Below are 25812 nucleotides of genomic sequence, written 5' to 3' on the forward strand. Positions count from 1 at the left end.
CCGTCCCTCGGCGGGGCTGCCGTCCCTCGGCGGGGCTGCCGTCCCTCGGCGGGGCTGCTGCCCCCGGCGTGGCTGCCGTCCCTCTTCCCGGTCGCGGTCCTCCCGCCGGGGACGCCGTTCGAGGTGCCGGCGGGAGGGCGTGTGTGTGGCGGCCTTCGGTCAGCCGCGGGCCTGCCTGCGGCGCAGGTTCGCCGTGCGGGTCCAGCGGAGCAGGGCCAGTTCCACGGCGATGATCACGAGCGTGCCCCCGAGGGGTGGTATGCGGCCCTCGTCGATCCGGTCGGCGATCAGGTAGACGCCGAGTGCGGCCCAGGCCACGGCCAGTACGGGCAGCAGGACGACGAGGGCCGCCCAGCCCCAGCCGCTCGCCCGGCCCCGGCCGCTCGCCCCGCGCCGCCCGACGACGGGCTCCGGGGCCTGCCGGCGCGGCTGCGGGATCTGCTCGGGGGTGCGGGCCGGCATCGGGACGACGCACTCGGCGGGGACCGCCGCGTCCAGGGCCGCGACGCGTTCGGCGGTGACGCCCTCGAAGAGGGTCGGTTCGACGGTGACCGCGAAGCCGTCGTGGCCGGTGAGCGCGCGGGCGCCGTCCGGCCGGGTGGTCATCGCGGCGCAGGCGTCGTGGCGGACCGTGACCGGGCCCTTCGGGGTCTCCAGGGTGACGCCCTCGGCGCCGATGACCAGCGTGACCCGGTCGTCCTCCAGGGACGGGTGCCGGGTGCCGGTGACGGCGGCCGGGGAGGACTGGGGGGCCAGGGTGAAGCCGGCCCAGTCCACACCCCGGCCGGGCACCTGGAGCAGGGCGGAGTCCCAGGTCTGCCGGGCCACCTCGTGCAGGTCGGCGACCGTGACCGCGTTCAGCTCGGCCCGGTGCTGCTCGGGGGAGAGGAGCGGATGCCCGAGCAGCAGGCTCAGCGCGTACGACGGGAGACCGGCGGCGCCGAGGCCGGGGCTGTCGTACATCTTGAGGAGCTTGCCGCGCACGGCGTCCAGTTCGGACTGCTCGATGCGGCCCGCGCGCAGCCGGGCGAGGGTGTCGACGAAGCCGCCGACGACCGCGTCCTGCTTCTGCGGCAGGGAGTCCGCGTGGGCGGTGAGGGTGGCGAACCCGGCGTCGCGCGGGGAGTAGTCGGCCTCCGCGGTGTAGGAGTAGCCGCCCTGCTGGCGCAGGTCGTGGAAGAGGGCCCGGCCGAGGACGTCGGTGAAGACGGCGGCCGCGGTGGAGCGGCGCAGCACCGAGGTGAGGACGACGTGGCCGTCGTCGCCGTGGATGTAGGCCGGGGTGACGGGCAGCGCGCTGGTGGCGGCCGGGGCCGGCGAGCGGGTGCCCGCGGGCAGGCCGAGGTCGAGGCCCTCCGGGACGTGGTCGCTGGTGATCCACAGCACCGCGTTGTCCCGGGTGAAGCGGGTCTCGGCCCAGTGCCGGACCTGGTCCGGGGTGAGGCTCCAGGTGCCCAGTTCGTTGTAGCTGGACAGGCCGTAGCCCCGGGCGCCGTAACGCCACAGCGCGAGCGGGGAGTGGGGGCCGCCGCCGCGGCTCGCCGCCTCCGTGCGCAGGATCTCCTTCTCGGTCTCCAGCCGGTCCATCGGCAGGTCCCGCAGGCCCGCGCACACGCTGTTGAGGTGGGTGACGACCTCCTCCTCGCTGCCGGTGACGTGGAAGAGGGTGTACGCGTTCGCCGTCGCGCCGTTGTGGTGCAGGTCGGACAGGCCGAGGCGGTGCAGGGCGAGATGCTCGACGAGGTGCGTGATCCCGGCGGTGGCCAGGGTCTCGTCGGCGCGGCCCACCCGGAAGAACAGTCCGGCGCTGACCTCGTTGCCGGAGCCGGCGGTGTACAGGGTGGGGACGCCCTGGGTGGTGGTGTGGGAGATCAGGCCGTCGAGAGCGGCGAGGCCGCTCGGGTCGTGCAGGTCGGTGGTCATGTGCCGGTGCCCCCTCAGGCCTGTGCCGCGAGCTTGCGGAACTTCAGGAACGACGCCTTCGGGTCGCCCGTGTACTGCCACGGGAACTCCGTGGCCCGGTCGCCGAGGAAGGCGAAGTGCGGGGCCGCGTCGGCGTGGTGGCCGCCCATCGAGAAGGCGAACGCGAAGGCGTTGTGCGCGCCCACGGAGTACCAGTCGGGGCGGTGGCCCGGGTGCAGCACCGAGACCTGCGCGGCGAAGCGCAGATCGTCGCGGACCGGCACCCCGCGCAGGTAGGCGGCGTCGTCGGGGCTGTCCAGGTCCAGCCAGTGCTCGATGTGGGCGAGGGCCACCACGGCGCCGGAGTTCGAGCCGTCCGGAGCGGCGGTCGCGCACTCGCGGGCGAAGGCGTGCGCCGCCTCCCAGGTGCCGCCCCACTTCGGGCAGATCTGCTGGAGCAGCTGCGTCTGCGCGCGGTAGTGGTGCGGGTGGTGCGCGGACAGCCGGTCGTAGCGGCGGCGCGCCTCGGCCTGCCCCAGCTGGAGGCCGCGCGCGGTGGTCAGCCGTACCACCCACGCGGGGCTGTACGCCGGCTGCTCCGCGCACACCTCGATCAGCAGTTGCTCGGCCCGGCGCAGCCAGGAGTGGAACTGCTCGAACTGGTCGCGTGAGACGTCCTGCGCGCGGGCGCCGCTGCGGATGTCCCAGCCGATGTGGACGTACCGTTCGGCGAGCAGGGTGCGCGGCAGGGGATCGGCGGGGAGTTCGGCGGCGGCCCGCTCCAGGAAGGTCTCGGCGCCGGGGGTCTCGGCGAGGACGGACGAGACCATCGAGATCTTCTCGGCCGAGTCCAGTCCCTTGACGAAGGCCCGGACGGCGGGCCAGTCGCCGGCCCGCGCGGCCGTGCGCAGCGGGACCAGCCCGGGTGTGTTGTCGTACGGATCGAAGGTCGGTCCCGGAGAGCCCGTGGATCCGCCGTTGGTGGTACTGCTCATGCCCCCGCCCCCTGGCGTTGCCGTCCGCGCGCGCCGACTGGCCCCCCAGGGCGCGGGCGGTGAAGTGATGGTGTGACGTGTGTTGATCGGTCTGTGCGTGGTCGGTGCGACTGTGTGATCAAGTCGCCGCAGGCTAGCAGCCACCTCCGACAGCCGCGTGGGTGACCGGGGCGGGCGGTCCTCCCGCCGTAGGGTGCTCGGCATGAGCATCATCGGGGTCGGTATCGACGTGGCCGAGATCGACCGGTTCGCGGCATCGCTGGAACGTACGCCTGCGCTGGCCCGACGTCTTTTCCTGGAGAGCGAGTTGCTGCTGCCGAGCGGGGAGCGGCGGGGTGTCGCCTCGCTCGCGGCCCGGTTCGCGGCGAAGGAGGCCCTCGCCAAGGCGCTGGGCGCTCCCGCGGGTCTGCTGTGGACGGACGCGGAGGTGTACGTGGAGGACAGCGGGCAGCCGCGGCTGCGGGTGCGCGGGAGCATCGCCGCCCGGGCCGCCGAACTGGGCGTGCAGGCCTGGCACGTGTCGCTCAGTCATGACGCCGGTGTCGCCTCGGCGGTGGTGATCGCCGAAGGGTGACCGCGGCGGGCCGGGAGGGCGGGGCGGGTCCGCCCGTGGCGGGGGGACCGGTGTTTGACTGGGCGCATGCGTACTGCCTATTGCGTGGACACGGTCCGGGCCGCCGAGCGGGACCTGATGGCGCGGCTCCCGGAGGGCGCCCTGATGCAGCGGGCCGCCGCCGGGCTCGCCGCCGCCTGTGCCGATCTGATGGGGCGGGTGTACGGACGCCGGGTCGTCCTGCTCGTCGGGAGCGGCGACAACGGGGGTGACGCCCTGTACGCCGGGGCCCGGCTGGCCCGGCGCGGCGCGGGCGTGACGGCCGTACCGCTCGCTCCCGGGCGCGCGCACGCCGGCGGGCTGGCCGCGTTGCTGCGGGCCGGTGGGCGCACCGTGGCGCCTCAGGACGCCGACGGGCCGATCCGGCGGGCCGACCTCGTCCTCGACGGCATCGTCGGGATCGGCGGGCGCGGCGGACTGCGCGAGGACGCGGCACGGCTCGCCGCGCTGGCCGGCGGGTCCCGGGCCGCCGTCGTCGCCGTCGACCTGCCCAGCGGCGTCGAGGCGGACACGGGCGAGGTGCGGGGCGCCGCCGTGCGGGCCGACCTCACCGTGACGTTCGGGACGCACAAGCCGGCCCTGCTGGTCGATCCGGCGCGCGAGCACGCCGGGGCGGTGCGGCTCGTCGACATCGGCCTCGACCTGCCCGGCGAGCCGGAACTGGAGGCCCTCCAACACGCCGACGTGGCCAGGCTGCTGCCCGTACCGGGCGCCGCGAGCGACAAGTACCGGCGCGGGGTGGTCGGGATCGCCGCCGGGTCCGCGCGCTATCCGGGCGCGGCCGTCCTGGCGGTCGCCGGCGCGCTGCGCGGCGGAGCGGGGGCCGTACGGTACGTCGGGCCCGCCGGACAGGCCGTGCTCGCGCGCTACCCCGAGACGCTGGTGTCCGACCGGGGGCCCGAGCGTGCCGGACGGGTGCAGGCGTGGGTCGTCGGGCCCGGTGCCGGGGACGACGCCGGCACCGTGGCGGAGGTGCTCGCCTGTGACGTGCCGGTGCTGATCGACGCGGACGGGCTGCGGCTCGCCGACGCGGGCGCGGTGCGCGGGCGGACGGCGCCGACCCTGATGACCCCGCACGCCGGGGAGGCGGCGGCGCTCCTCGGCGTGTCGCGGGAGGAGGTCGAGGCGGGGCGGCTGGCCGCCGTGCGGGAGCTGGCGGGGCGGTACGGGGCGGCCGTGCTGCTGAAGGGAGCCACGACGGTGGTCGCGGGGCAGGGCGGCGCGGGCGCGGTGCGGGTGAACCCGACGGGGACGCCGTGGCTGGCCACGGCCGGCAGCGGGGACGTGCTGTCGGGGGTGGCGGGGTCGCTGCTGGCCGCGGGGCTGGCGGCGGTGGACGCCGGCAGCGCGGCGGCGTACCTGCACGGGCTGGCCGGGCGGTTCGCGGCGGCGGGCGCGCCGGTGGGGGCGCACGAGGTGGCGGAGGCGGTGGCGAGGGCCTGGCGCGATGTCGTACGGGAGTGAGCCGGGGGAGGGTTCCCGCCGGTGCGTCCCCGCCCCCGCCCCTGTCCCCGTCCCCGTTCCTGTCCCCGCCCCCGTCCCCGCCCCTCTCCCGTCCCCGTCCTCTTCCTCGTCCCCGGACTTTCCCGGACCTCCCCGGAGAAGACACCCCCGGACGGCGGGAACGCCCCGTGCCGCCCGCCGTCCGGCCCGGCTCTCCGAGCGTGTCCGGGGGCTCTGAGAGACTGGGCACGATGAGTGAGACTGCACAGCCGACCGCCGCCCCGCTGCGCGCCCGGGCCGAGATCGATCTGGCCGCGCTGCGGGCCAACGTGCGCGCGCTGCGCGCGAAGGCGCCCGGCGCGGCGTTCATGGCCGTGGTGAAGGCCGACGGATACGGCCACGGCGCGGTTCCGTGCGCCCGCGCCGCCGTCGAGGCGGGCGCCACCTGGATCGGCACCGCCACCCCGGAGGAGGCCCTCGCGCTGCGCGCCGGGGCGGGCCTGCCGGCGGACGTCCGGATCATGTGCTGGCTGTGGACTCCGGGCGGGCCCTGGCGGGAGGCCGTCGAGGCGGACCTGGACGTGTCCGTGAGCGGTGTGTGGGCGCTGCGCGAGGCCGTCCGGGGGGCGCGGCTCGCCGGGCGCGCCGCCCGCGTGCAGCTCAAGGCCGACACGGGCCTCGGGCGCAACGGCTGCCAGCCCGCCGACTGGCCCGAACTGGTCGCCGAGGCGCTGCGCGCCGAGCGCGCGGGCCTCGTCCGGATCACCGGCCTGTGGTCGCACTTCGCCTGCGCCGACGAACCGGGCCACCCGTCCGTCGCCGCCCAGCTCGCCCGCTTCCGCGAGATGCTGGCGTACGCCGAGGAGCACGGCGTGCGGCCCGAGGTGCGGCACATCGCCAACTCGCCGGCCGTGCTGACCCTCCCCGAGACCCACTTCGACCTGGTCCGGCCGGGCATCGCCATGTACGGCGTCTCCCCGAGCCCCGAGCTGGGCTCCGCCGCCGACCTGGGACTGCGGCCGGTGATGACGCTGTCGGCCTCGCTGGCCCTGGTCAAGCACGTGCCGGGTGGCCACGGCGTCAGCTACGGCCACCACTACACGACCCCCGGCGAGACCACCCTCGGCCTGGTCCCCCTCGGTTACGCCGACGGCGTCCCCCGGCACGCCTCCGGCACCGGTCCCGTCCTCGTCGGCGGCAAGTGGCGTACGGTCGCCGGGCGGATCGCGATGGACCAGTTCGTCGTCGACCTGGGCGGCGACGAGCCCGCCCCCGGCGAGGAGGCCGTGCTCTTCGGCCCCGGCGACCGGGGCGAGCCCACCGCCGAGGACTGGGCGCAGGCCGCGGGCACCATCGCGTACGAGATCGTCACGCGTATCGGAGCACGCGTCCCGCGCGTCTACGCGGACGAGGCGGACCGGACCCCGTGAGCGCGTTCTTCTGAGCGCACCCGCGTCCCCCGTACATGCACCTGCGATTCGTGTGCATGCGGTTCATGTGAACGAGGAACCAAACGGGTGTCCGCGCGCCGGCACCCCGGCACCCGACGGCATCCTGCGACACCCTGCACATCCTGTACACCCTGCGACACCCGGCGAAGAGGAGCGGCACGTGAGCGAGAGCAGCGCGGAGGCGTTGGCGGGTGCCGCCTCGGCGGTCGTCGACGCCGCCTCCGCCACGGGCGCCGGCGGCTGGCGCCGGGCGACCGGCATCGCGGGGGCCGCGATAGGCGTGATCGCCGCGGGCGCCGCCGCCGGAGTCGCCCTGGAGCGGATGACCGTCGGGCGGGGCATGCGGGCCAGGGCCCGCCTCGCCCTCGACTCGACGGGCCCGTACGGCGCCCTCCGCGGCACCCCCGGCAAGGCCTTCGCCGACGACGGCACCGAGCTGTACTACGAGGTCGACGACGTCGAGCCGCAGGGCGGACCGGCGAACCGCCGGCGCAGGCTGTTCGGCCGCAAGGCCCCGCTCCCCGTCACCGTCGTCTTCAGCCACGGCTACTGCCTCACCCAGGACTCCTGGCACTTCCAGCGGGCGGCCCTGCGGGGCGTCGTACGGACCGTGCACTGGGACCAGCGCAGCCACGGCCGGTCCGCGCGCGGCGCGGCCCAGCTGCGGGACGGCGAGCCGCTCACCATCGACCAGCTGGGGCGCGACCTGAAGGCCGTCATCGACGCGGCCGTGCCGGAGGGGCCGATCGTGCTCGTCGGGCACTCGATGGGCGGCATGACCGTCATGGCGCTGGCCGCGCAGTTCCCCGAACTGATCCTCGAGCGGGTCGTCGCCACCGCCTTCGTCGGTACGTCGTCCGGGCGGCTCGGCGAGGTGAACTTCGGCCTGCCGGTCGCCGGGGTGAACGCCGTGCGCCGGGTGCTGCCGGGCGTGCTGAAGGCGCTGGGCCAGCAGGCCGCGCTGGTGGAGAAGGGGCGCAGGGCCACCGCCGACCTGTTCGCCGGGGTCATCAAGCGGTACTCGTTCGCCTCCCGGGACGTGGATCCGGCCGTCGCCCGGTTCGCCGAGCGGATGATCGAGGGCACGCCGATCGACGTGGTCGCCGAGTTCTACCCGGCCTTCACCGACCACGACAAGACCGAGGCGCTCGCCTGCTTCAGCGACATGCCGGTACTGGTGCTGGCCGGCATCGGGGACCTGGTGACGCCGAGCGAGCACAGCGAGGCCATCGCCGACCTGCTGCCGGACGCCGAACTGGTGCTCGTCCCCGACGCCGGTCACCTCGTGATGCTGGAGCACCCGGAGGTCGTCACCGACCGGCTCGCCGACCTGCTCACCCGTGCGGGCGCCGTACCGGCAGGCGTTACCGTGGGTGGCTATGGAAGCACCAGCAGCAGCGCGCAACCCGGCTGAGACCGAGCTGACCGTCACCTCCCCCGAGCAGATGCGGGACCTGGGCCGGCGCCTGGCCGAACTGCTGCGCGCGGGCGATCTCGTGATGCTCAGCGGGGAGCTGGGCGCGGGCAAGACGACACTGACGCGCGGCCTCGGCGAGGGACTCGGCGTGCGGGGCGCGGTCACCTCGCCCACCTTCGTGATCGCCCGGGTCCACCCGTCCCTGAGGGGCGGTCCGCCGCTCGTCCACGTCGACGCGTACCGCCTGGGCGGCGGGCTCGACGAGATGGAGGACCTGGACCTCGACGTGTCCCTGCCCGAGTCCGTGGTCGTCGTGGAGTGGGGCGAGGGCAAGGTCGAGGAGCTGACCGAGGAGCGGCTCCAGGTGCGCATCCACCGGGCCGTGGGCGACACGACGGACGAGGTGCGGCAGGTGACGGTCACCGGTCTGGGCGACCGGTGGGCGTCGGCGGACCTGAGCGTGCTGGCGGCCTGAGCGTGCTGGCGGCCTGAGCGGGGCGGCCGCGGGAGCGTGCCCGCGGTCCGGGCGGATCCGATGGCCCGGGCGTGTCGACCGGCCGGACGTGTCGCCCGGCCGGACGTGCCGGCTCCGGAGCCGCTCGCGGCTCGGCGGGCTCGCCGCCCGGGCGCGCGTCGCGGGCGGGCCGTGCCCCGGACGAGGGGGACGAAGGTTCCGACAGGACGTCGGCAAGATGTTGCGTTCGGTGTGCCGGGCGTGGTCACATGGTATCCCGCCCTTGGTTAGGTCTACCTAACTAGGTCCGCCCGGCCCCCAGGAGGCGTCCATGCCGGCCACCGAGCCCGAGGCCCCGCGGCGGCCGTCCGCCCTCGCCGGGGTGTCCATGCGCGACCTGCTGGCGTCCTGCGCCGCCGCCGAGGCCGTCTCCCGGCCACCGCGCGAGCCCGGACCCGAGCCCGCGCACCCGGAGGAGCGGCCCGCCCACGCCGCGAAGCCGCACCGCGAAGCCGCCTGACCGCCCGTCCCCGTCGCCGGGGGCCACCACGGCGTCTAACGGATCACGACGACCCGCTGGCCGATCGTCGCGAACTTCCAGACGGCGTTCCCGTCCGCCCGTGAGGCGCGGATGCCGCCCGTCTTCACGGCCGGGTCGGGGGCCGGTGTCGAGCCGTCGACCGCCGCGCTGAAGCCGATCGACACCTCCTTGACGTCGGTGAAGCGCACCACGTGCTCGATGGGGGTGCCGTCGGTGCCGGTGACGGCACCCGAGCGGGAGGTGACGGCATAGGTGCCGGGGAGCGGGTCGACGCTGCCGGGGGTGACCTGGAAGGTGCGCTCGGCCCTGCCGTCCGCGGTCACCAGCCACACCCGGTCGTCGGCCAGCGAGTACACCACCCGCGCGCCCGTGCCGGAGCGGGCCGGCAGCGCGGTGGGGTTCCTGGTGTCGCGCGGCGCCTTTGTCGTCGCGGCGGGGGCGCTCGCCCGCGGTGCGGCGAGGCCGGCCGGCACGCTCGCCGAGGCCTGGTAGGCGAGGAACCCGACGGTCGTGACGGCCGCCGCGGTGAGCGCGGCCACGAAAGTCGAGCTGCTGCCTGCCACCGCGACCACCTCTTTCGTCGTACGTCCGTGCCTCGCCGCGACGTTAGCAGCCGTTGGTCTCCGTGCCCGGGCGGCCGTGCCCGGGCCCCGCGAGCCGTACGCTGTTTGCGTGCTCTTGCTCGCTCTGGATACCGCCACCCCCGCCGTCACCGTCGCCCTGCACGACGGGACGGACGTCCTCGCCTCCGCCGGCCAGGTGGACGCGCGCCGGCACGGTGAGCTGCTGCTGCCGGCCGTCGACCGTCTCCTCGCCGCCACGGGGCACCGGCTCGACGCCGTCACCGGGATCGTCGTGGGCACCGGCCCCGGCCCGTACACCGGGCTGCGCGTCGGCCTGATGACCGCCGACACCTTCGGGCTCGCGCTCGGCGTGCCCGTGTACGGCCTGTGCACCCTCGACGGCCTCGCGTACGCCACCGACCTCGAAGGCCCCTTCGTCGTGGCGACCGACGCCCGCCGCAAGGAGGTCTACTGGGCGCGCTACGCCGACTCCCGCACCCGCCTCACCGGGCCCGCCGTCGACCGGCCGGCCGACATCGCCGAGCAGGTGGCGGGGCTGCCCGCGGTCGGCGCGGGCGCGCTGCTCTACCCCGACACCTTCCCCGCGGCGCACGAGCCGGAGCACGTGTCCGCCGCAGCGCTCGCCTGTCTGGCCGCCGAGAAACTGGCCGCGGGCGAGGAGCTCCCCGCGCCCCGCCCGCTCTACCTGCGCCGGCCCGACGCCCAGGTCCCCAAGAACTACAAGGTGGTCACCCCCAAGTGACCGAACCCGTAACCCCCGCGCTGCGCGAGATGCGCTGGTGGGACATCGATCCCGTCCTGGAACTCGAGAAGGCCCTCTTCCCCGAGGACGCCTGGTCGCGCGGCATGTTCTGGTCCGAGCTGGCGCACTCCCGCGGCCCCGAGGCGACCCGCCGGTACGTGGTCGCCGAGAACGGCGACCGCATCGTCGGCTACGCGGGCCTCGCCTCCTCCGGCGACCTTGCCGACGTCCAGACCATCGCCGTCGCCCAGGACCACTGGGGCACCGGACTGGGCGGCCGGCTGCTGGCCGAGCTGCTGCGGGCCGCGACCGCCTTCGAGTGCGCCGAGGTCATGCTGGAGTGCCGCGTCGACAACGTCCGCGCGCAGAAGCTGTACGAGCGCTTCGGCTTCCAGCCCATCGGCTTCCGGCGCGGCTACTACCAGCCGGGGAACGTGGACGCCCTGGTCATGCGCCTGACCACGGCATCCGACAGTGGCCCCGCCACGGAACCGACATCAGTACAAGGAACCGAGATCAATGACTGACGAACCGCTCGTCCTCGGCATCGAGACCTCCTGTGACGAGACCGGCGTCGGCATCGTCCGCGGCACCACCCTGCTGGCGGACGCCGTCGCCTCCAGCGTCGACGAGCACGCCCGCTTCGGCGGGGTGGTGCCGGAGGTGGCGAGCCGGGCGCACCTGGAGGCGATGGTCCCGACCATCGACCGGGCGCTGAAGGAGGCCGGCGTGTCCGCGAAGGACCTCGACGGCATCGCCGTGACCGCGGGCCCGGGCCTGGCGGGCGCGCTGCTGGTCGGCGTGTCGGCGGCGAAGGCGTACGCCTACGCCCTCGGCAAGCCGCTGTACGGCGTGAACCACCTCGCCTCGCACATCTGCGTGGACCAGCTGGAGCACGGCCCGCTGCCGGAGCCGACGATGGCCCTGCTGGTGAGCGGCGGCCACTCCTCCCTGCTGCTCTCCTCGGACATCACCTCCGACGTCCGCCCGATGGGCGCGACGATCGACGACGCGGCGGGCGAGGCCTTCGACAAGATCGCCCGCGTACTGGACCTGGGCTTCCCCGGCGGCCCGGTCATCGACCGGTACGCGCGCGAGGGCGACCCGTCCGCGATCGCCTTCCCGCGCGGCCTGACCGGACCGCGCGACCCGGCGTACGACTTCTCCTTCTCCGGCCTCAAGACGGCGGTCGCCCGCTGGATCGAGGCGAAGCGGGCCGCCGGCGAGGAGGTGCCGGTGCGGGACGTGGCGGCCTCCTTCCAGGAGGCGGTGGTGGACGTGCTCACCCGCAAGGCCGTCCGCGCCTGCCGCGACGAGGGCGTCGACCACCTGATGATCGGCGGCGGCGTCGCGGCCAACTCCCGGCTGCGCGTCCTGGCCCAGGAGCGCTGCGAGGCGGCCGGCATCCGGCTGCGGGTGCCCCGGCCCAAGCTGTGCACGGACAACGGCGCGATGGTCGCGGCGCTCGGCGCGGAGATGGTGGCCCGGGGCCGGTCCGCCTCCGACTGGGACCTGTCGGCTGACTCGTCCCTGCCGGTGACCGACCCGCACGTGCCGGGCCGGGCCCACGACCACGACCACGTGCACGCGGTCGGTGAGGACAACCTGTACTCATGACCGTCGCGCTGATGTGGGAGGCCCGGGCCGCGGACGGCCGGGGCGCGGAACTGCTGGCGTGGGCGCGGGAGCAGCGGCTCCCGCGTCCTCCCGTGCGCCGTGAGACCTTCCGTGCCCCGCAGGACCGGGTCCTCGTCATCACGTGGTGGGACGCGGAGTTCGACGCGGACCTCCCGGAACTGCCCGATCCCGACGGGGGGCTGGTCACACGGGCCGTGCACCGGTGGCGGTTCGAGGCGGTGGACCCGGACTGAGCCGGGCCTTCGCCCGTATCCCTACTCCTGCTCCGACACCCGCGTCTCGCAGCGCAGCCGCCGGTCCGGCCCCGGTTCCCGCACCGGTCCCGTGAGGCTGAGCCGCGCCGTGTGCCGGACGTCCGCGCTGGACGTCCCCAGTCGCAGCTCCAGGTCGCCCGGCTCCACCACGCGCCGCCCGGCGCGGTCGGTGAAGGCCGACAGGTCGGTGTGGAAGCGGAAGGTCACGCGCGCCGACCCGCCCGCGGGCAGTTCCAGCCGCTGGTAGCCGATCAGCCGTACGTCGGGGCGGGTCACGCCGGCCACCGGGTCGTGCAGGTAGAGCTGTACGACGTCGGCGCCTGCGCGGTCGCCGGTGTTGCGGACGGTCAGCGAGAGGTCGCAGGAGCCGTCCGTGCCGAGGGTGGTCGCCGGTCCGTCGATGTCCTCCCAGGCGAACGTGGTGTACGAGCGGCCGTGCCCGAAGGGGTACAGCGGGGTCGGGTCCAGGTTGCTGACCTCCCCGGCCAGGCCCAGGGGCGGCTGGAGGTAGGTCCACGGCTGGCCGCCCGTCACCCGGGGCACGCTCACGGGCAGCCTGCCCGAGGGGTTGACGCGGCCCGACAGCACTCCCGCCACCGCCGGGCCGCCCTCCTCGCCGGGGAAGAAGGCCTGGACGACGGCGCCCAGGCGGCCGTGCCAGCGGCCGAGTGCGTAGGGGCGGCCGGTGAGCAGGACCAGCACCACCGGCACCCCGGTGGCGACCAGCGCGTCCAGCAACGCGCCCTGCACGCCGGGCAGCCGCAGGTCCGCCACGTCGCAGCCCTCGCCCGAGGTGCCCCGGCCGAACAGGCCCGCCCGGTCGCCCAGGACCGCCACGCACACGTCCGCCTCCGCGGCCCTGGCCACGGCCTCCTCGATGCCGGTGGTGTCCGGGTCGGAGACCGGGCAGCCCTCGGCGAACGCCACCTTGGCGTCGGGGAGTTCGGCGCGCAGCGACTCCAGCACCGTGGGGATCTCGATGCCCGGCTCGGTCCCGGGGTGGTGGGGGAGGACGTGGGAGGGGAAGGAGTAGCAGCCGAGCATCGCCAGGGCGTCCGCCGCCCTCGGGCCGACGACCGCGATCCGGGTGTCGGGGGCCAGCGGGAGCAGACCGTCCGGGTTGTCCAGCAGGACCACGGACTCCTCGGCCAGCCGGCGTGCCACCGCACGGTTGGCCGGCGGGTCGAGGTCGACCCGCTCCGGGACCTCGGGCTGCCAGTCCTCGTCCAGGAGGCCCAGTTCGCACTTCTGCAGCAGGACCCGGCGCGCCGACCGGTCGATCAGGTCCTCGGGGACCTCGCCCGCACGGACGGCCGCGATCAGCGCGTCGCCGTAGTACTTCACCGTCGGCAGCTCGACGTCGATGCCGGCCTCCAGCGCCAGCCGGGCGGCCTGCACGGGCGTGCCCGCCACCCGGTGCAGGGTCTGGAGGAACCCGATGCCGAAGTAGTCGGCGACCACGGTGCCCGTGAAGCCCCACTCCTCGCGCAGGAGCCGGGTGAGCAGCTCCGGGTCGGCGGAGGCCGGGACGCCGTCGCGTTCGGTGTAGGCCGCCATGACGGAGCGGGCGCCGCCCTCGCGCAGCGCCATCTCGAACGGCGGCAGGGTGACGTCCGCGAACTCGCGGGTGCCCGCCCGCACCGGGGCCAGGTTGCGGGCGCCGGCGGAGGAGGCGTACCCGGCGAAGTGCTTGAGGGTGGCGACGATGCCCGCCGACTCCAGGCCGCGCACATAGGCCGCGCCGACCGTGCCGACCAGGTACGGGTCCTCGCCGATGGTCTCCTCGACCCGGCCCCAGCGCGGATCGCGTACGACGTCCAGGACCGGGGCGAGGCCCTGGTGGACGCCGACCGCGCGCAGGTCGCGGCCGATGTGCCGGGCCATCTCCTCGACCAGCGGCGGGTCGAAGGCGGCGCCCCAGGCGAGCGGGACCGGGTAGGCGGTGGCGCGCCAGGCGGTGAACCCGGCCAGGCACTCCTCGTGCGCCACCGCGGGGATGCCGAAGCGGCCGGCGGCGGCGATCCGGCGCTGGGCACCGGCGAGCGCGCGGGCGCCGAGCGCCGGGTCCACGGGGGCCGTGCCGAAGGGGCGGGTCAGCTGGCCGAGGCCCTTGGTGATCAGCTCGTCCCAACCGTCGGCGGTGTCGGCGGCGGAGCCCGCGGTCATGTCGTGCTGGTGCGGGGCGACTCCGTCGCCGTCCGTCGCGGCGCCGACCCACACGCCGTACAGCTGGGCGGTCTTCTCCTCGAGGGTCATCCGGGAGAGGAGGTCGTCGACGCGGGCGGCCGCGGGCAGGGCGGGGTCACGCCAGGGGGCGGTGGTCATGAAGCTCCTGTCAGAGGTCGGTGAGCCACCAGAGCGGGAATCAACGGTACGAATGTTTCGAGCTTTACTTCGAATGTTCCGGGAACCTATGGCGTCCCCATGGGTTCGTCAAGAGGGAGTGCGGGGATACGATCGCCGCCATGACACCCTCGGAGCCCACTGAGACACGGACGGAAGACCGGCCCACACGGCGACCCGCGGCGCAGACCGCCACCCTCGCGGAGATCGCGCGCGAAGCCGGCGTCTCGGCGCCGACTGTTTCGAAGGTCCTCAACGGCCGCGCCGACGTCGCCCCCGCCACCCGGACCCGCGTCGAGGAACTGCTGCGCGCCCACGGCTACCGGCGGCGGCGGGCCGAGGCGACCCGCTCGCCCCTGATCGACCTGGTCTTCCACGAGCTGGAGAGCGCCTGGGCGATGGAGGTCATCCGGGGCGTGGAGAACGTGGCCCGGGACGCCGGGCTGAGCGTGGTGCTCAGCGAGAGCGCCGGGCGGCTCACCCCCGGGCGGAGCTGGGCCGACCAGGTGGCCGCGCGCCGTCCGCACGGCGTGGTGCTCGTGCTGTCCGGGCTCGACGTGTCCCAGCGGGCGCTGCTCACCAGCCGGTCCATCCCGTTCGTGGTGATGGACCCGGCGGGCGACCCCGGCGCCGACGTGCCGTCCATCGGCGCCACCAACTGGCAGGGCGGCCTCGCCGCCACCCGGCACCTGGTCGAACTGGGCCACCGGCGGATCGGGGCGATCAGCGGACCCCCGCAGATCATGTGCAGCCGGGCCCGGCTCGACGGTTACCGCGCGGCCCTGGAGACGGCCGGGCTGCCGGTCGACCCGGAGATGGTCAAGACCGGTGACTTCCACCACGAGACCGGCTACCGGCTCGGCCGCGAGCTGCTCGCCCGCCCCGACCGGCCCACCGCCGTGTTCGCGGGCAACGACCTGCAGGCGCTCGGTCTCTACGAGGCCGCCCGCGAACTCGGGCTGCGCATCCCCGAGGACGTCAGCGTGGTCGGCTTCGACGACCTGCCGGTGGCCCGCTGGGTCGGCCCGCCGCTGACGACCGTACGGCAGCCGCTGACGGAGATGGCCGAGGCGGCCGCCCGGCTGGTGCTGGAGCTGGGGCGCTCCGGCGAGGCGCCCGCGGCGACCCGGGTGGAGCTGGCGACCAGTCTGGTGGTGCGGGCGAGCACGGGAGCGCCGCCGTTGGCCGGAAGGTGACGGGTTGACGGGGAGCAGGGGCACCCCCACACTCCTCCGAAGTCAATCGGTTGAACAGCCGAAACTTTCGGAGGCACCTGCAATGAGATCCTCCAGTTCCGCCATGTCCCCCCGGCCGTCGAGGTCACCCTTCACCTCGTCGAGGAGAAGCTCCCGCCCGTCGCTCCGTGCCAGGTCGGCCGCCCTGCTCGCCGGGGCGGCCACCGTCGGCGCGCTGCTCACCGCCGGCACCGCCCACGCCGCCGACACACCGCTGCGCGACCTCGCCGCCGCCAAGGGCAAGGTCATGGGCACGGCGGTCACCGGCTCCAGGCTCACCGGGACCTACGGCGACATCGCCGGCCGGGAGTTCAGCTGGCTCACGCCGGGCAACGCCATGAAATGGGGGTCGGTCGAACCGGCCCGGGGCACCTTCGACTGGGCCGAGGCCGACCGGATCGTGGACTTCGCCGAGGCCCACGACCAGGACGTGCGCGGCCACACCCTGGTCTGGCACAGCCAGAACCCGAGCTGGCTGACCAACGGCAGCTGGACGCCCGCCCAGCTCGGCACGCTCCTGCGGGACCACGTCGACACCGAGGTCGGGCGCTACAAGGGACGCGTCGCCGCCTGGGACGTCGTCAACGAGCCCTTCGACGAGGACGGCACCTACCGCTCGACCCTCTGGTACGACGGCCTCGGCGCCGACTACATCGCCGACGCCCTCACCTGGGCGCGGGCCGCCGACCCGGCCGCCCGGCTGTACATCAACGACTACAACGTCGAGGGCGTCAACGCGAAGTCCACCGCCCTGTACAACCTGGTGAAGTCGCTGAAGGAGCGCGGCGTACCGATCGACGGGGTCGGCCTCCAGGCACACCTGATCCTCGGTCAGGTGCCCGCCACCCTCCAGCAGAACATCCAGCGCTTCGCCGACCTCGGCGTGGACGTGGCGATCACCGAGCTGGACATCCGGATGCAACTGCCCTCGGACAGCGCCAAGCTGACCCGGCAGGCCGCCGACTACAAGGCCGTCATGAACGCCTGCCTGGCGGTGGCCCGGTGCACCGGTGTCACGGTGTGGGGCTTCGCCGACTCCGACTCCTGGATCCCGGACACCTTCCCGGGACAGGGCGCGGCGACGCTGTACGACGAGAACTACGCGCCGAAACCCGCCTACCGCGCGATCGCGGAGGCGCTCGGCGGGACCACGACCGAGCCGCCCACGGGCGCCTGCACGGCGGCCTACAGCGTCACCGGCCAGTGGAACACCGGCTTCACAGGGCAGGTGAGGATCGCCTGCTCGGGGGCGACGCTGTCGTCGTGGAAGGTCGGCTGGAACTTCGGTGCGGGGCAGGGGATCACGCAGGCGTGGAACGCGACCTGCGCGCAGTCGGGGGCGGCCGTCACCTGTTCCAACGCCTCGTACAACGGGACGGTTCCCGACGGCGGTTCGGTGACCTTCGGGTTCAACGGGTCGTGGAGCGGGAGCAATCCGGTGCCCACGGTGACCCTGGGGTGAGCGTGACGCGCCGACCGTAAGATTTTCCGAAGAAATCTCGTTCGGGGCGGCTTTCCTCACAGTCCGCTCATCATTCGGACATACGTTCTCCGTGTGACGGGACATGACGCGAACGGGCACGGAGACGCGCACGGCGGCACGTACGGGGCCACGCACGAGGGCGCGCGCGGGGAAAGCGGGGAAAGGCGGCGGGGCCGGCGGTCGAGAGCGTTCAGGGCCGTCGGCCTCACCCTGGCCGGCGCCCTGGTGCTGGGCGTGGCAGCGGCGGGCTGGGTCTACTGGCGCCTGAACGACAACATCCGCGGCGTCGACATCGACAGCGCGCTCGGCGACAACCGTCCGGCCCGCGCGGTCACCACCCCGTCCGGTACCGCCTCCGCCGCCCCGCCGCCCACCGGGGCCGTCAACATCCTGGTCCTCGGCTCGGACTCGCGCAGCGGCGACGAGAACCGGCAGCTCGGCGGCGGGGACAGCTCCGGGGCCCGCTCCGACACCGCGATGGTCGTGCACGTCGACGCCGGCCGCACCGGCGCCACCGTGGTCAGCATCCCGCGCGACACCCTCGTCACCCGCCCCTCCTGCCCGCTGCCCTCCGGCGGCTCGAGCGAGGTCGCCCACGGCGCGATGTTCAACAGCGCCTACGCGCTGGGCGGCCCGGTCTGCGCGGTCAAGACCGTCGAGTCGCTCACGAACGTCCGCATGGACCACTTCGTCGAGGTCGACTTCGCCGGCTTCGCGAAGCTCGTGGACGCGCTCGGCGGGGTCACCGTCACCACCACCGAGGACATCGAGGACGAGGACAGCCACCTCAGCCTCGCGGCCGGCACCCACCACCTCGACGGCACCCGGGCCCTCGCCCTCGCCCGCACCCGGCACGGCATCGGCGACGGCAGCGACCTCGGTCGCATCGCCCTCCAGCAGACCCTGGTGAAGGCCCTGCTGGAGCAGATGTCCACGACGGACCTGGCGGCCGACCCCGCCCGGCTCTACCGGGTCGCCGACGCGGCCACCGGCAGCCTCACCACCGACACCGGCCTCGACTCCCTCACCGAGCTGATGGAACTCGGCCAGAGCCTGAAGGGCCTGTCCGCCGCGAACGTCACCACCGTCACCATGCCGGTGCTGCCGGCCCCCTCGGACCCCAACCGGGTCGTCCCCGACGAGCCCGAGGCGGGCGACCTGTGGGAGTCGCTCGGACAGGTCTGAAACCGCGCGTGGCCGGCTCGGAGGGCCGCTGAAAAGAATCCCGAAGTTTTCCGTCGGGGGTGTCGATCCGGCCGTTCCCCGTTCGACGCACGGGTGAGAGGCCGGGAGGAGCCCGGCCCCGCACCACCCGAGGAGCCACCATGCCCCGCTACCTGTCCCTGGTGAAGATCGACGAGTCGACCAGGCCCGCCGAGGGCCCCAGCCCCGAGATGATGCAGCGGATGGGCGAACTGATCGAGGAGATCACCAAGGCCGGCGTCATGCTCGACACGGCCGGCCTGCTGCCCTCCGAGCAGGGCGTCCGCGTCCATCTGAACGGCGGCGAGATCTCCGTCACCGACGGCCCCTTCACCGAGACCAAGGAGGTCGTCGGCGGCTACGCGCTCATGCAGTGCAAGGACATGGCCGAGGCGCTCGAGTGGTCCAAGCGCTTCCTGAAGGTCCACGGCGACGAGTGGAACCTGACCCTGGAGGTCCGGGAGATCGAGGAGGGCTGAGGCCGGTCGCGGAGGCCGGAGGGGGAAGGCCGAGGGGAGGAAGGCCAAAGGGGGAAGGCCGAGGGGAGGAAGGCCGAGGGGAGGAAGGCCGAGGGGAGGAAGGCCGAGACGGGAGCCCGGGGTGAGGCCGAGACGGGCCGGGGGCCGCTTTCCCGCGGCCCCCGGAAGGTGTTCGATGGTGGGCTGTGAACCAACAGCCCGCCGTCGGCCCCCGCACCGCCACCGCCGCCCTGGAGACCGTCTTCCGCCTGGAGTCGCCCCGCGTCGTCGCCGCCGTCGCCCGGATCGTCCGGGACGTCGGCATCGCCGAGGAACTCACGCAGGACGCCCTGGTGGCCGCGCTGGAACGCTGGCCCCGCGAGGGCGTCCCCGACAACCCCGGCGCCTGGCTCACCGCCACCGCCCGGCACCGCGCCGTCGACCTGGTCCGCCGCCGGGAGACGTACGCCCGCAAGCTCGCCGAGATCGGCCGGGACCTGGAGACGACGGCACCCGCGCCCGAACCCTCCGGCCCCGGGGACATCGACGACGACCTGCTCCGCCTCGTCTTCACCACCTGCCACCCCGTGCTGTCCGCCGAGGCCCGCACCGCCCTCACCCTGCGGCTGCTCGGCGGTCTCACCACGGCCGAGATCGCACGCGCCTTCCTCGCGCCCGAGCCGACGGTCGCCCAGCGGATCGTCCGCGCAAAACGCACCCTGGCCAGGAAGAACGTCGCCTTCGAGGTGCCGTACGGGCCCGATCGCGAGGCCCGGCTCGGCTCCGTCCTCGACGTCATCTACCTGATCTTCAACGAGGGGTACGCGGCCACCGCGGGCGACGACTGGCTGCGTCCGGGCCTGTGCGAGGACGCCCTGCGGCTGGCCCGCCTGCTGGCCGCCCTGATGCCGAAGGAGCCCGAGGTGCACGGCCTGGCCGCGCTGCTGGAGTTCCAGTCCTCGCGCACGGCCGCCCGCACCGCCCCCGACGGCACACCGGTGCTGCTGGCGGACCAGAACCGCCGCCGCTGGAACCGCATGCTCGTGGCCCGCGGCATCGCCGCCCTGGGCCGCGCCGAGGCCACGGCCACCGGTGCGCCCGGCCCGTACGTCCTCCAGGCCGCGATCGCCGCCTGCCACGCGCACGCGTACTCCTACGAGGAGACCGACTGGCGTGCCATCGCCGCCCTCTACGGCCTCCTCGCGGCCCGCGCCCCGTCCCCGGTGGTCGAACTCAACCGCGCGGTCGCCGTGTCGATGGCCGAGGGCCCGGAGCAGGGCCTGCGGATCGTCGACGCCCTCGCCGCCGGACCGGCCCTGCGCGACTACCACCTGCTCCCCAGCGTCCGCGGCGACCTGCTCCGCCGCCTGGGCCGCACGGCGGAGGCGAGCGCGGAGTTCGAGCGGGCCGCGCGGCTGACCGGCAACGAACGGGAACGGGAGCTGCTGCTGCGCCGGGCCGCTCAGGCCGGGTGACCGGCGAGCGCCGGGTGACCGACGAGCATCGTCGGCGCCCCCGCGACCCGGGTCAGGAACACGGTCGCCGAGTTCGGCCCCTGCGGCTTGACCTTCCTGCGCAGTTCCTCCGGCTCCACCGCCGAGCCGCGCTTCTTCACGGTGAGGATCCCCACCCCGCGCTCCCGCAGCAGCGCCTTCAGCTTCTTGACGTTGAAGGGCAGCCGGTCGGTGATCTCGTAGGCGGTGGCGTACGGCGTCGGCCGGAGCGTGTCCGCGGTGACGTAGGCGATGGTCTCGTCGACCAGGCCGCCGTCCAGGTCCCGGGCGACCTCGGCCACCAGGTGGGCCCGGACGACGGCGCCGTCCGGCTCGTACAGGAAGCGCCCCACCGGCCGCACCCGCGGGTCGGGCAGACCGGTGCCGAGCAGGGTGCGCGGGCCGGGGAGGAGGGTGGCGCGCACCGCGCCCGGCTCGGTGCCGAACCACAGCACGGCCTCCTTCACGTCCCCGCCGTCGGAGATCCACTCGGCCTCCGCCCCGGCGGGCACGATCTCGTGCGGGATGCCGGGGGCGACCTTCAGCGCGCCGTGCGGAGCCTTCAGAGCCGCCCCGACCGCCCATGACAGCGGCGGGGAGCAGGCCTCCGGGTCGAAGATCCGCCCCCGGCCGCCCCGCCGCGCCGGATCGACGAACACGGCGTCGTACCCGCCCGTGCCGACCTCCGTGACGTCCGCCTCGCGCACCTCGATCAGATCGGCGAGCCCCAGCGCCTCGGCGTTGGCCCGGGCCACCGCCGCCGTCAGCGGGTCGCGGTCCACGGCGAGCACCCTGATCCCGGCGCGGGCGAGCGCGACCGCGTCGCCGCCGATCCCGCAGCACAGGTCGGCGACCGAGGCCACGCCGAGCGCCTTCATCCGCCCGGCGCGGTGGGCGGCGACACTCGCGCGCGTCGACTGCTCGACCCCGTTCGGAGTGAAGAACATCCGCTGCGCGTCCTCGGCCCCGAACTTCGCCGCCGCCCGCTGCCGCAGCCGGGCCTGTCCGAGGGCCGCCGAGACCAGCTCGGCGGGGTGTTCACGGCGCAGCCTGGTGGCGACGGCCAGTTCGTCGGCCGGGGCGGTGCCGCGCACGGCATCGAGGAGGGCGCGGCCCTCGGGGGTGAGGAGCGGGGCGAGGTCGTTCACCGGGTCATTGTGGGCCAGTCGGTGGATGGTGCGCCTCCGGCGGCGGTGTCGGGCGGGATCGCGTGGACGTGACTGCGAGGATCCGGCGCCATGGGATCAGGATCAGTCGTACAAAATGATGAAAAGGGGATGCGGCGGGTGGGGATCAGGACCGGCGTCGCGGTCCTCGCCATGGCCGCCCTCGCCGCCGGCTGCGCCCCCGGCGCCACGGGCACCGGCAGCCGCCCCGCCCCCGGCCAGCAGCCGCCCCAGGGACAGCCCGCCCGTGCCCTGCACACCTACGCCGCCAAGCTGCGCGCCGAGTACGCCGCCCGGGCCGCGGCCGCCGCCCGCTGGCGGCTCGAGAAGGTCCCGCTGACACCCCCCGCCCCGCCCGCGACGAAGCCGGAGATCACCACCCGCCAGGGCTTCGAGGTCGACGACCACGAGGAACTGAACCTCCCGCCGGTCTTCACCACCGTCCCCACCAAGGACAAGGTCGTCTTCCTCACCATCGACGACGGCGCCGAGAAGGACCCGGCGTTCCTGCGCATGATGAGCGACCTGAAGATCCCCTACACGGCCTTCCTCAGCGACTACCTCGTCAAGGAGGACTACGGCTACTTCAAGAAGATGCAGGACGCGGGGGTGACCCTGAACAACCACACCCTCCACCACCCCTACCTGCCCGCCCTCTCCTACAGCCGCCAGAAACGCGAGATCTGCGGCATGCAGGACGTCATCGAGAAGCACTACGGCAAACGCCCCGCCCTCTTCCGCCCGCCCTTCGGCAACTACAACCGCGACACCCTGCGCGCCGCGAAGGCCTGCGGCGTGAAGTACGCGCCGCTGTGGAGCGAGGAGGTCTTCACCGACCGCTGGGACTACCGCGAGTGGGACCGCGACCTCCACCCCGGCGACATCGTCCTCACCCACTTCCGCGGCCGCGCCGACTGGAAGGGCACCATGCCCGACATGATCCGCCGCTTCCTGAACCTGGTCACCGAGAAGGGCTACGCGGTGGCCCGGCTGGAGGACTACCTGTGAGAAGGCGGGGGGCGAGACCGGCCGCGCGGCCGGGAGCGGCTGTGGCCGGCGGCCGGGCGGTGGGGACGGCGCGGTCGGAGGCGACCGTCACGGGCGGCCGGGCCGGGAGGCGGCCGGCGGCCGGCGGCCGGGCGACGGCGGCAGGGGATCGGGCCGCGGCCCGGAGACATGACCTGGCGACAGGGCCGGAAACGGGCCGGGGGCGGGGCCCGGCGGCCGCGCTGCTCGCATCCGTCATGGTCCTCACGGTGACGCTGACCGGCTGCGCCCGGTCGGCCGACCCGGTCGAACGGCCGGGCCGCACGGCGGCGGAGCGGGTGCGGTCCGCGGGGCCGGGTGCCGAGCGGGGCGCACGTCCGCACGCGCCGGCCGCGGAGCAGCCGTACCGCCGCTGGGGTCTGGCCGCCCCGCTCGCCCCAGCCCCCGCTCCCGCCCGCACACCGGCGGCCGGCCCTCTCACGGGCAGCCCGGCCCGCCCCGCGCTCCCGCCGGTCGTCGACCGGATCCCGACCCGCGACAAGGTCGTCTTCCTCACCTACGACGACGGCGCCGAACGCGACCCCCGCTTCGTCACCATGGTCCGCGAGCTGCGCCTCCCGGTCAGCATGTTCCTCACCGACAGCGTGGTGGGCCCGGGCTACGCGCACTTCGCCCGCCTGCGGTCGGTCGGCGCCGGCCTCCAGAACCACACCCTCGACCACGCCGCCCTGCGTGGCCTGCCCTACGCGGGCCAGCGCGCCGAGATCTGCGGCCAGCAGAACAAGCTCCAGGCCCGCTTCGGCCTGCGCCCCCGCCTGTTCCGCCCGCCCTACGGCACGTACGACACGGTGACCCTGCGCGCGGCCGCCGACTGCGGGATCACGGCCGTCGTCCTGTGGCGGGCCTCCATGGGGCCCACCGACCTCACCTACACCCACGGCTCCCACCGCCTGCGCCCCGGGGACGTCGTCGCCGTCGACCCGGACGAGACCAGGGGCCCGGGCCTGCGGGAACGCACGACGAGGCTGCTGCGGCGGATCCAGGAACAGGGCCTGACGGTGGGCCGCCTGGAGGACTACCTCTGAGGGCCCTCCCCCTCGCCACGCCGGCGCCGGACCCCGGGCACCGGCCCCCGCCCGACCCGGATCCCGACCCGGATTCCGGCACGGGCGACGCACGGCGTTGGCACTCCGCTTGACCGAGTGCTAATCGCGGTCATAGTCTCAGCTCTGGCACTCCCCACTGGAGAGTGCCAACTACGCGACGGGCAGGTCCGGCACCCGCGACGACGGATCCACCTGGTCGCCACCTCAGACAGTTAACCCCGTGAGATCTCCGAAGGGGGAGGTCGGATCGTGACGACCACCAGCTCCAAGGTTGCCATCAAGCCGCTCGAGGACCGCATTGTGGTCCAGCCGCTCGACGCCGAGCAGACCACGGCCTCTGGCCTGGTCATCCCGGACACCGCGAAGGAGAAGCCCCAGGAGGGCGCCGTCCTCGCCGTGGGCCCGGGCCGCTTCGAGAACGGCGAGCGCCTGCCGCTCGACGTCAAGGTCGGCGACGTCGTCCTGTACAGCAAGTACGGCGGCACCGAGGTGAAGTACAACGGCGAGGAGTACCTCGTCCTCTCGGCTCGCGACGTGCTCGCGATCATCGAGAAGTAATTCACCCAGTTCTGCAGTGAACTGCGCCCCTGGCCCCCGCGTCTTTGTGAAGCCGGGCGCTGGGGGCGCGGTTCGTTTCTCCCACGTTTTCCGAGAGGGCTGAACCGCTCCCATGGCGAAGATCCTGAAGTTCGACGAGGACGCCCGTCGCGCCCTCGAGCGCGGCGTCAACAAGCTTGCCGACACGGTCAAGGTGACGATCGGCCCCAAGGGCCGCAACGTCGTCATCGACAAGAAGTTCGGCGCCCCCACCATCACCAACGACGGTGTCACGATCGCCCGCGAGGTCGAGCTCGACGACCCGTACGAGAACCTCGGCGCGCAGCTGGTGAAGGAGGTGGCGACCAAGACCAACGACATCGCGGGTGACGGCACCACCACCGCCACCGTGCTCGCCCAGGCGCTGGTCCGCGAGGGCCTGCGGAACGTCGCCGCCGGCGCGTCGCCCGCCCTCCTCAAGAAGGGCATCGACGCCGCGGTCAAGGCCGTCTCCGACGAGCTGCTCGCCACGGCCCGCCCGATCGACGAGAAGTCCGACATCGCCGCCGTCGCCGCGCTGTCCGCCCAGGACCAGCAGGTCGGCGAGCTGATCGCCGAGGCCATGGACAAGGTCGGCAAGGACGGCGTCATCACCGTCGAGGAGTCCAACACCTTCGGCCTGGAGCTGGACTTCACCGAGGGCATGGCCTTCGACAAGGGCTACCTGTCGCCGTACTTCGTGACGGACCAGGAGCGCATGGAGGCCGTCCTCGAGGACCCGTACATCCTCATCAACCAGGGCAAGATCTCCTCCATCGCCGATCTGCTGCCGCTGTTGGAGAAGGTCATCCAGACCAACTCCTCCCGCCCGCTGCTGATCATCGCCGAGGACCTGGAGGGCGAGGCGCTCTCCACCCTGGTCGTGAACAAGATCCGTGGCACCTTCAACGCCGTCGCGGTGAAGGCCCCCGGCTTCGGTGACCGCCGCAAGGCGATGCTCCAGGACCTGGCCGTCCTCACCGGCGCCACGGTCATCTCCGAGGAGGTCGGCCTCAAGCTCGACCAGGTCGGCGTCGACGTGCTCGGTTCCGCCCGCCGCGTCACCGTCACCAAGGACGACACCACGGTCGTCGACGGTGCCGGCAACACCGAGGACGTCCACGGCCGCGTCGCGCAGATCAAGGCCGAGATCGCCAACACGGACTCCGACTGGGACCGCGAGAAGCTCCAGGAGCGCCTCGCGAAGCTGGCCGGCGGTGTGTGCGTGATCAAGGTCGGCGCCGCCACCGAGGTGGAGCTGAAGGAGAAGAAGCACCGCCTGGAGGACGCCATCTCCGCGACCCGCGCCGCGGTCGAGGAGGGCATCGTCTCCGGTGGTGGCTCCGCGCTCGTCCACGCCGTGAAGGTCCTCGAGGGCAACCTCGGCAAGACCGGCGACGAGGCCACCGGTGTCGCCGTCGTCCGCCGCGCCGCCGTCGAGCCGCTGCGCTGGATCGCCGAGAACGCCGGCCTGGAGGGTTACGTCATCACCTCCAAGGTCGCCGAGCTGGACAAGGGCCAGGGCTTCAACGCCGCGACCGGCGAGTACGGCGACCTGGTCAAGGCCGGCGTCATCGACCCGGTCAAGGTCACCCGCTCCGCCCTGGAGAACGCCGCCTCCATCGCCTCCCTCCTGCTCACGACCGAGACCCTGGTCGTCGAGAAGAAGGAAGAGGAGGAGCCCGCCGCCGCCGGACACGGCCACGGCCACTCCCACTGACGCACGTC

At 74.2% G+C, this 25812-nt stretch carries 24 protein-coding genes; 19 read left to right on the forward strand and 5 right to left on the reverse strand.

The genetic code is table 11. The features are described 5' to 3' along the window. Nucleotides 1–159: 159 nt before the first annotated feature. Both ACIP5W_RS00330 and ACIP5W_RS00335 read right to left on the reverse strand, forming a co-directional pair. Nucleotides 160–1923 carry a M16 family metallopeptidase gene (locus ACIP5W_RS00330; RefSeq protein WP_401464372.1) on the reverse strand — a complete coding sequence of 588 codons (1764 nt, stop codon included), beginning with the start codon at nucleotides 1921–1923 and terminating at the stop codon, nucleotides 160–162. Nucleotides 1924–1937: 14 nt separating this feature from the next. After that, nucleotides 1938–2897: a hypothetical protein gene (locus ACIP5W_RS00335; protein WP_401464375.1), complete on the reverse strand. Its 960-nt coding sequence runs from the start codon at nucleotides 2895–2897 to the stop codon at nucleotides 1938–1940. A 202-nt stretch (nucleotides 2898–3099) separates the two neighbouring features. On the opposite strand from ACIP5W_RS00335, the gene ACIP5W_RS00340 reads away from it, so the two are divergent. From ACIP5W_RS00340 to ACIP5W_RS00365, 6 genes are all read left to right on the forward strand, one after another. After that, nucleotides 3100–3471 (forward strand): holo-ACP synthase, encoded by a 372-nt coding sequence (locus tag ACIP5W_RS00340; protein WP_401464378.1) that lies wholly within the window; start codon nucleotides 3100–3102, stop codon nucleotides 3469–3471. A 66-nt stretch (nucleotides 3472–3537) separates the two neighbouring features. Then, nucleotides 3538–4974: an NAD(P)H-hydrate dehydratase gene (locus ACIP5W_RS00345; protein ID WP_401464381.1), complete on the forward strand. Its 1437-nt coding sequence runs from the start codon at nucleotides 3538–3540 to the stop codon at nucleotides 4972–4974. 230 nt (nucleotides 4975–5204) lie between these two features. Further along, complete coding sequence (gene alr, locus ACIP5W_RS00350) at nucleotides 5205–6383, forward strand: alanine racemase (RefSeq protein WP_401464384.1); 1179 nt, start codon at nucleotides 5205–5207, stop codon at nucleotides 6381–6383. Between the two features lie 181 nt (nucleotides 6384–6564). Next, nucleotides 6565–7818, forward strand: a complete 1254-nt coding sequence (locus ACIP5W_RS00355; RefSeq protein ID WP_401464387.1) for an alpha/beta fold hydrolase — start codon at nucleotides 6565–6567, stop codon at nucleotides 7816–7818. Further along, on the forward strand, nucleotides 7784–8296 hold the full coding sequence (tsaE, locus tag ACIP5W_RS00360; RefSeq protein WP_401464390.1) for a tRNA (adenosine(37)-N6)-threonylcarbamoyltransferase complex ATPase subunit type 1 TsaE: 513 nt from the start codon (nucleotides 7784–7786) through the stop codon (nucleotides 8294–8296). The genes ACIP5W_RS00355 and tsaE overlap by 35 nt, the downstream gene beginning before the upstream one ends. 310 nt (nucleotides 8297–8606) lie before the next feature. Then, nucleotides 8607–8795 carry a hypothetical protein gene (locus ACIP5W_RS00365; RefSeq protein ID WP_401464393.1) on the forward strand — a complete coding sequence of 63 codons (189 nt, stop codon included), beginning with the start codon at nucleotides 8607–8609 and terminating at the stop codon, nucleotides 8793–8795. A gap of 35 nt (nucleotides 8796–8830) precedes the next feature. Here the strand turns inward: ACIP5W_RS00365 and ACIP5W_RS00370 are convergent, their stop codons facing one another. Beyond that, nucleotides 8831–9379 (reverse strand): hypothetical protein, encoded by a 549-nt coding sequence (locus tag ACIP5W_RS00370; RefSeq protein ID WP_401464396.1) that lies wholly within the window; start codon nucleotides 9377–9379, stop codon nucleotides 8831–8833. Between the two features lie 109 nt (nucleotides 9380–9488). On the opposite strand from ACIP5W_RS00370, the gene tsaB reads away from it, so the two are divergent. From tsaB to ACIP5W_RS00390, 4 genes are read left to right on the forward strand one after another with little or no spacing between them, the layout of a single operon-like run. Further along, nucleotides 9489–10142, forward strand: a complete 654-nt coding sequence (gene tsaB / locus ACIP5W_RS00375; protein WP_401464399.1) for a tRNA (adenosine(37)-N6)-threonylcarbamoyltransferase complex dimerization subunit type 1 TsaB — start codon at nucleotides 9489–9491, stop codon at nucleotides 10140–10142. Further along, nucleotides 10139–10669 (forward strand): ribosomal protein S18-alanine N-acetyltransferase, encoded by a 531-nt coding sequence (gene rimI / locus ACIP5W_RS00380; protein WP_401464402.1) that lies wholly within the window; start codon nucleotides 10139–10141, stop codon nucleotides 10667–10669. The genes tsaB and rimI overlap by 4 nt, the downstream gene beginning before the upstream one ends. After that, entirely contained in the window at nucleotides 10662–11759 is a 1098-nt protein-coding gene (gene tsaD, locus ACIP5W_RS00385; RefSeq protein WP_401464405.1) for a tRNA (adenosine(37)-N6)-threonylcarbamoyltransferase complex transferase subunit TsaD, read from the forward strand. The genes rimI and tsaD overlap by 8 nt, the downstream gene beginning before the upstream one ends. Continuing rightward, nucleotides 11756–12013: a hypothetical protein gene (locus ACIP5W_RS00390; protein ID WP_382786754.1), complete on the forward strand. Its 258-nt coding sequence runs from the start codon at nucleotides 11756–11758 to the stop codon at nucleotides 12011–12013. The genes tsaD and ACIP5W_RS00390 overlap by 4 nt, the downstream gene beginning before the upstream one ends. A 21-nt stretch (nucleotides 12014–12034) precedes the next feature. Here ACIP5W_RS00390 and ACIP5W_RS00395 read toward each other — a convergent pair whose 3' ends face one another. After that, nucleotides 12035–14359 (reverse strand): glycoside hydrolase family 3 N-terminal domain-containing protein, encoded by a 2325-nt coding sequence (locus tag ACIP5W_RS00395; RefSeq protein ID WP_401464410.1) that lies wholly within the window; start codon nucleotides 14357–14359, stop codon nucleotides 12035–12037. Between the two features lie 140 nt (nucleotides 14360–14499). Here ACIP5W_RS00395 and ACIP5W_RS00400 point away from each other — a divergent pair, with 140 nt between their 5' ends. The 5 genes from ACIP5W_RS00400 (at nucleotide 14500) to ACIP5W_RS00420 (ending at nucleotide 20231) form a co-directional block, all read left to right on the forward strand. Beyond that, nucleotides 14500–15573: a LacI family DNA-binding transcriptional regulator gene (locus ACIP5W_RS00400; RefSeq protein WP_401464413.1), complete on the forward strand. Its 1074-nt coding sequence runs from the start codon at nucleotides 14500–14502 to the stop codon at nucleotides 15571–15573. Between the two features lie 103 nt (nucleotides 15574–15676). Next, nucleotides 15677–17074, forward strand: a complete 1398-nt coding sequence (locus ACIP5W_RS00405) for an endo-1,4-beta-xylanase (protein ID WP_401464416.1) — start codon at nucleotides 15677–15679, stop codon at nucleotides 17072–17074. 231 nt (nucleotides 17075–17305) lie between these two features. Then, on the forward strand, nucleotides 17306–18280 hold the full coding sequence (locus ACIP5W_RS00410; protein WP_401465597.1) for an LCP family protein: 975 nt from the start codon (nucleotides 17306–17308) through the stop codon (nucleotides 18278–18280). Nucleotides 18281–18420: 140 nt separating this feature from the next. Beyond that, nucleotides 18421–18777, forward strand: coding sequence for a YciI family protein (locus ACIP5W_RS00415; RefSeq protein WP_401464419.1), 357 nt, complete (start codon nucleotides 18421–18423; stop codon nucleotides 18775–18777). Nucleotides 18778–18962: 185 nt separating this feature from the next. Continuing rightward, nucleotides 18963–20231: an RNA polymerase sigma factor gene (locus ACIP5W_RS00420; RefSeq protein WP_401464422.1), complete on the forward strand. Its 1269-nt coding sequence runs from the start codon at nucleotides 18963–18965 to the stop codon at nucleotides 20229–20231. Here the strand turns inward: ACIP5W_RS00420 and ACIP5W_RS00425 are convergent. Next, the gene (locus tag ACIP5W_RS00425; RefSeq protein WP_401464425.1) at nucleotides 20219–21397 is read right to left on the reverse strand and encodes a methyltransferase domain-containing protein; all 1179 of its coding nucleotides are present in this window, start codon (nucleotides 21395–21397) and stop codon (nucleotides 20219–20221) included. The genes ACIP5W_RS00420 and ACIP5W_RS00425 overlap by 13 nt on opposite strands. Nucleotides 21398–21526: 129 nt before the next feature. Here ACIP5W_RS00425 and ACIP5W_RS00430 point away from each other — a divergent pair, with 129 nt between their 5' ends. From ACIP5W_RS00430 to groL, 4 genes are all read left to right on the forward strand, one after another. Further along, nucleotides 21527–22423 carry a polysaccharide deacetylase family protein gene (locus tag ACIP5W_RS00430; RefSeq protein ID WP_401464428.1) on the forward strand — a complete coding sequence of 299 codons (897 nt, stop codon included), beginning with the start codon at nucleotides 21527–21529 and terminating at the stop codon, nucleotides 22421–22423. Nucleotides 22424–22659: 236 nt separating this feature from the next. Further along, complete coding sequence (locus ACIP5W_RS00435) at nucleotides 22660–23487, forward strand: polysaccharide deacetylase family protein (RefSeq protein ID WP_401464431.1); 828 nt, start codon at nucleotides 22660–22662, stop codon at nucleotides 23485–23487. Between the two features lie 270 nt (nucleotides 23488–23757). Further along, the gene (groES, locus tag ACIP5W_RS00440) at nucleotides 23758–24066 is read left to right on the forward strand and encodes a co-chaperone GroES (RefSeq protein ID WP_020132158.1); all 309 of its coding nucleotides are present in this window, start codon (nucleotides 23758–23760) and stop codon (nucleotides 24064–24066) included. A gap of 112 nt (nucleotides 24067–24178) precedes the next feature. Continuing rightward, nucleotides 24179–25804 (forward strand): chaperonin GroEL, encoded by a 1626-nt coding sequence (gene groL, locus ACIP5W_RS00445; protein ID WP_401464434.1) that lies wholly within the window; start codon nucleotides 24179–24181, stop codon nucleotides 25802–25804. The last annotated feature ends 8 nt before the right edge of the window (nucleotides 25805–25812 follow it).

The sequence above is a fragment of the Streptomyces sp. NPDC088766 genome, from assembly GCF_044750845.1.
In the GTDB taxonomy this organism is placed as follows: Bacteria; Actinomycetota; Actinomycetes; order Streptomycetales; family Streptomycetaceae; genus Streptomyces.

Coding starts and splice junctions, on each gene's coding strand:
- ACIP5W_RS00330 (WP_401464372.1), bottom strand. CDS start 1,923: ATGACCACCGACCTGCACGACCCGAGCGGCCTCGCCGCTCTCGACGGC.
- ACIP5W_RS00335 (WP_401464375.1), bottom strand. CDS start 2,897: ATGAGCAGTACCACCAACGGCGGATCCACGGGCTCTCCGGGACCGACC.
- ACIP5W_RS00340 (WP_401464378.1), top strand. CDS start 3,100: ATGAGCATCATCGGGGTCGGTATCGACGTGGCCGAGATCGACCGGTTC.
- ACIP5W_RS00345 (WP_401464381.1), top strand. CDS start 3,538: ATGCGTACTGCCTATTGCGTGGACACGGTCCGGGCCGCCGAGCGGGAC.
- alr (WP_401464384.1), top strand. CDS start 5,205: ATGAGTGAGACTGCACAGCCGACCGCCGCCCCGCTGCGCGCCCGGGCC.
- tsaE (WP_401464390.1), top strand. CDS start 7,784: ATGGAAGCACCAGCAGCAGCGCGCAACCCGGCTGAGACCGAGCTGACC.
- ACIP5W_RS00365 (WP_401464393.1), top strand. CDS start 8,607: ATGCCGGCCACCGAGCCCGAGGCCCCGCGGCGGCCGTCCGCCCTCGCC.
- tsaD (WP_401464405.1), top strand. CDS start 10,662: ATGACTGACGAACCGCTCGTCCTCGGCATCGAGACCTCCTGTGACGAG.
- ACIP5W_RS00390 (WP_382786754.1), top strand. CDS start 11,756: ATGACCGTCGCGCTGATGTGGGAGGCCCGGGCCGCGGACGGCCGGGGC.
- ACIP5W_RS00395 (WP_401464410.1), bottom strand. CDS start 14,359: ATGACCACCGCCCCCTGGCGTGACCCCGCCCTGCCCGCGGCCGCCCGC.
- ACIP5W_RS00400 (WP_401464413.1), top strand. CDS start 14,500: ATGACACCCTCGGAGCCCACTGAGACACGGACGGAAGACCGGCCCACA.
- ACIP5W_RS00405 (WP_401464416.1), top strand. CDS start 15,677: ATGTCCCCCCGGCCGTCGAGGTCACCCTTCACCTCGTCGAGGAGAAGC.
- ACIP5W_RS00415 (WP_401464419.1), top strand. CDS start 18,421: ATGCCCCGCTACCTGTCCCTGGTGAAGATCGACGAGTCGACCAGGCCC.
- ACIP5W_RS00430 (WP_401464428.1), top strand. CDS start 21,527: ATGCGGCGGGTGGGGATCAGGACCGGCGTCGCGGTCCTCGCCATGGCC.
- ACIP5W_RS00435 (WP_401464431.1), top strand. CDS start 22,660: ATGGTCCTCACGGTGACGCTGACCGGCTGCGCCCGGTCGGCCGACCCG.
- groL (WP_401464434.1), top strand. CDS start 24,179: ATGGCGAAGATCCTGAAGTTCGACGAGGACGCCCGTCGCGCCCTCGAG.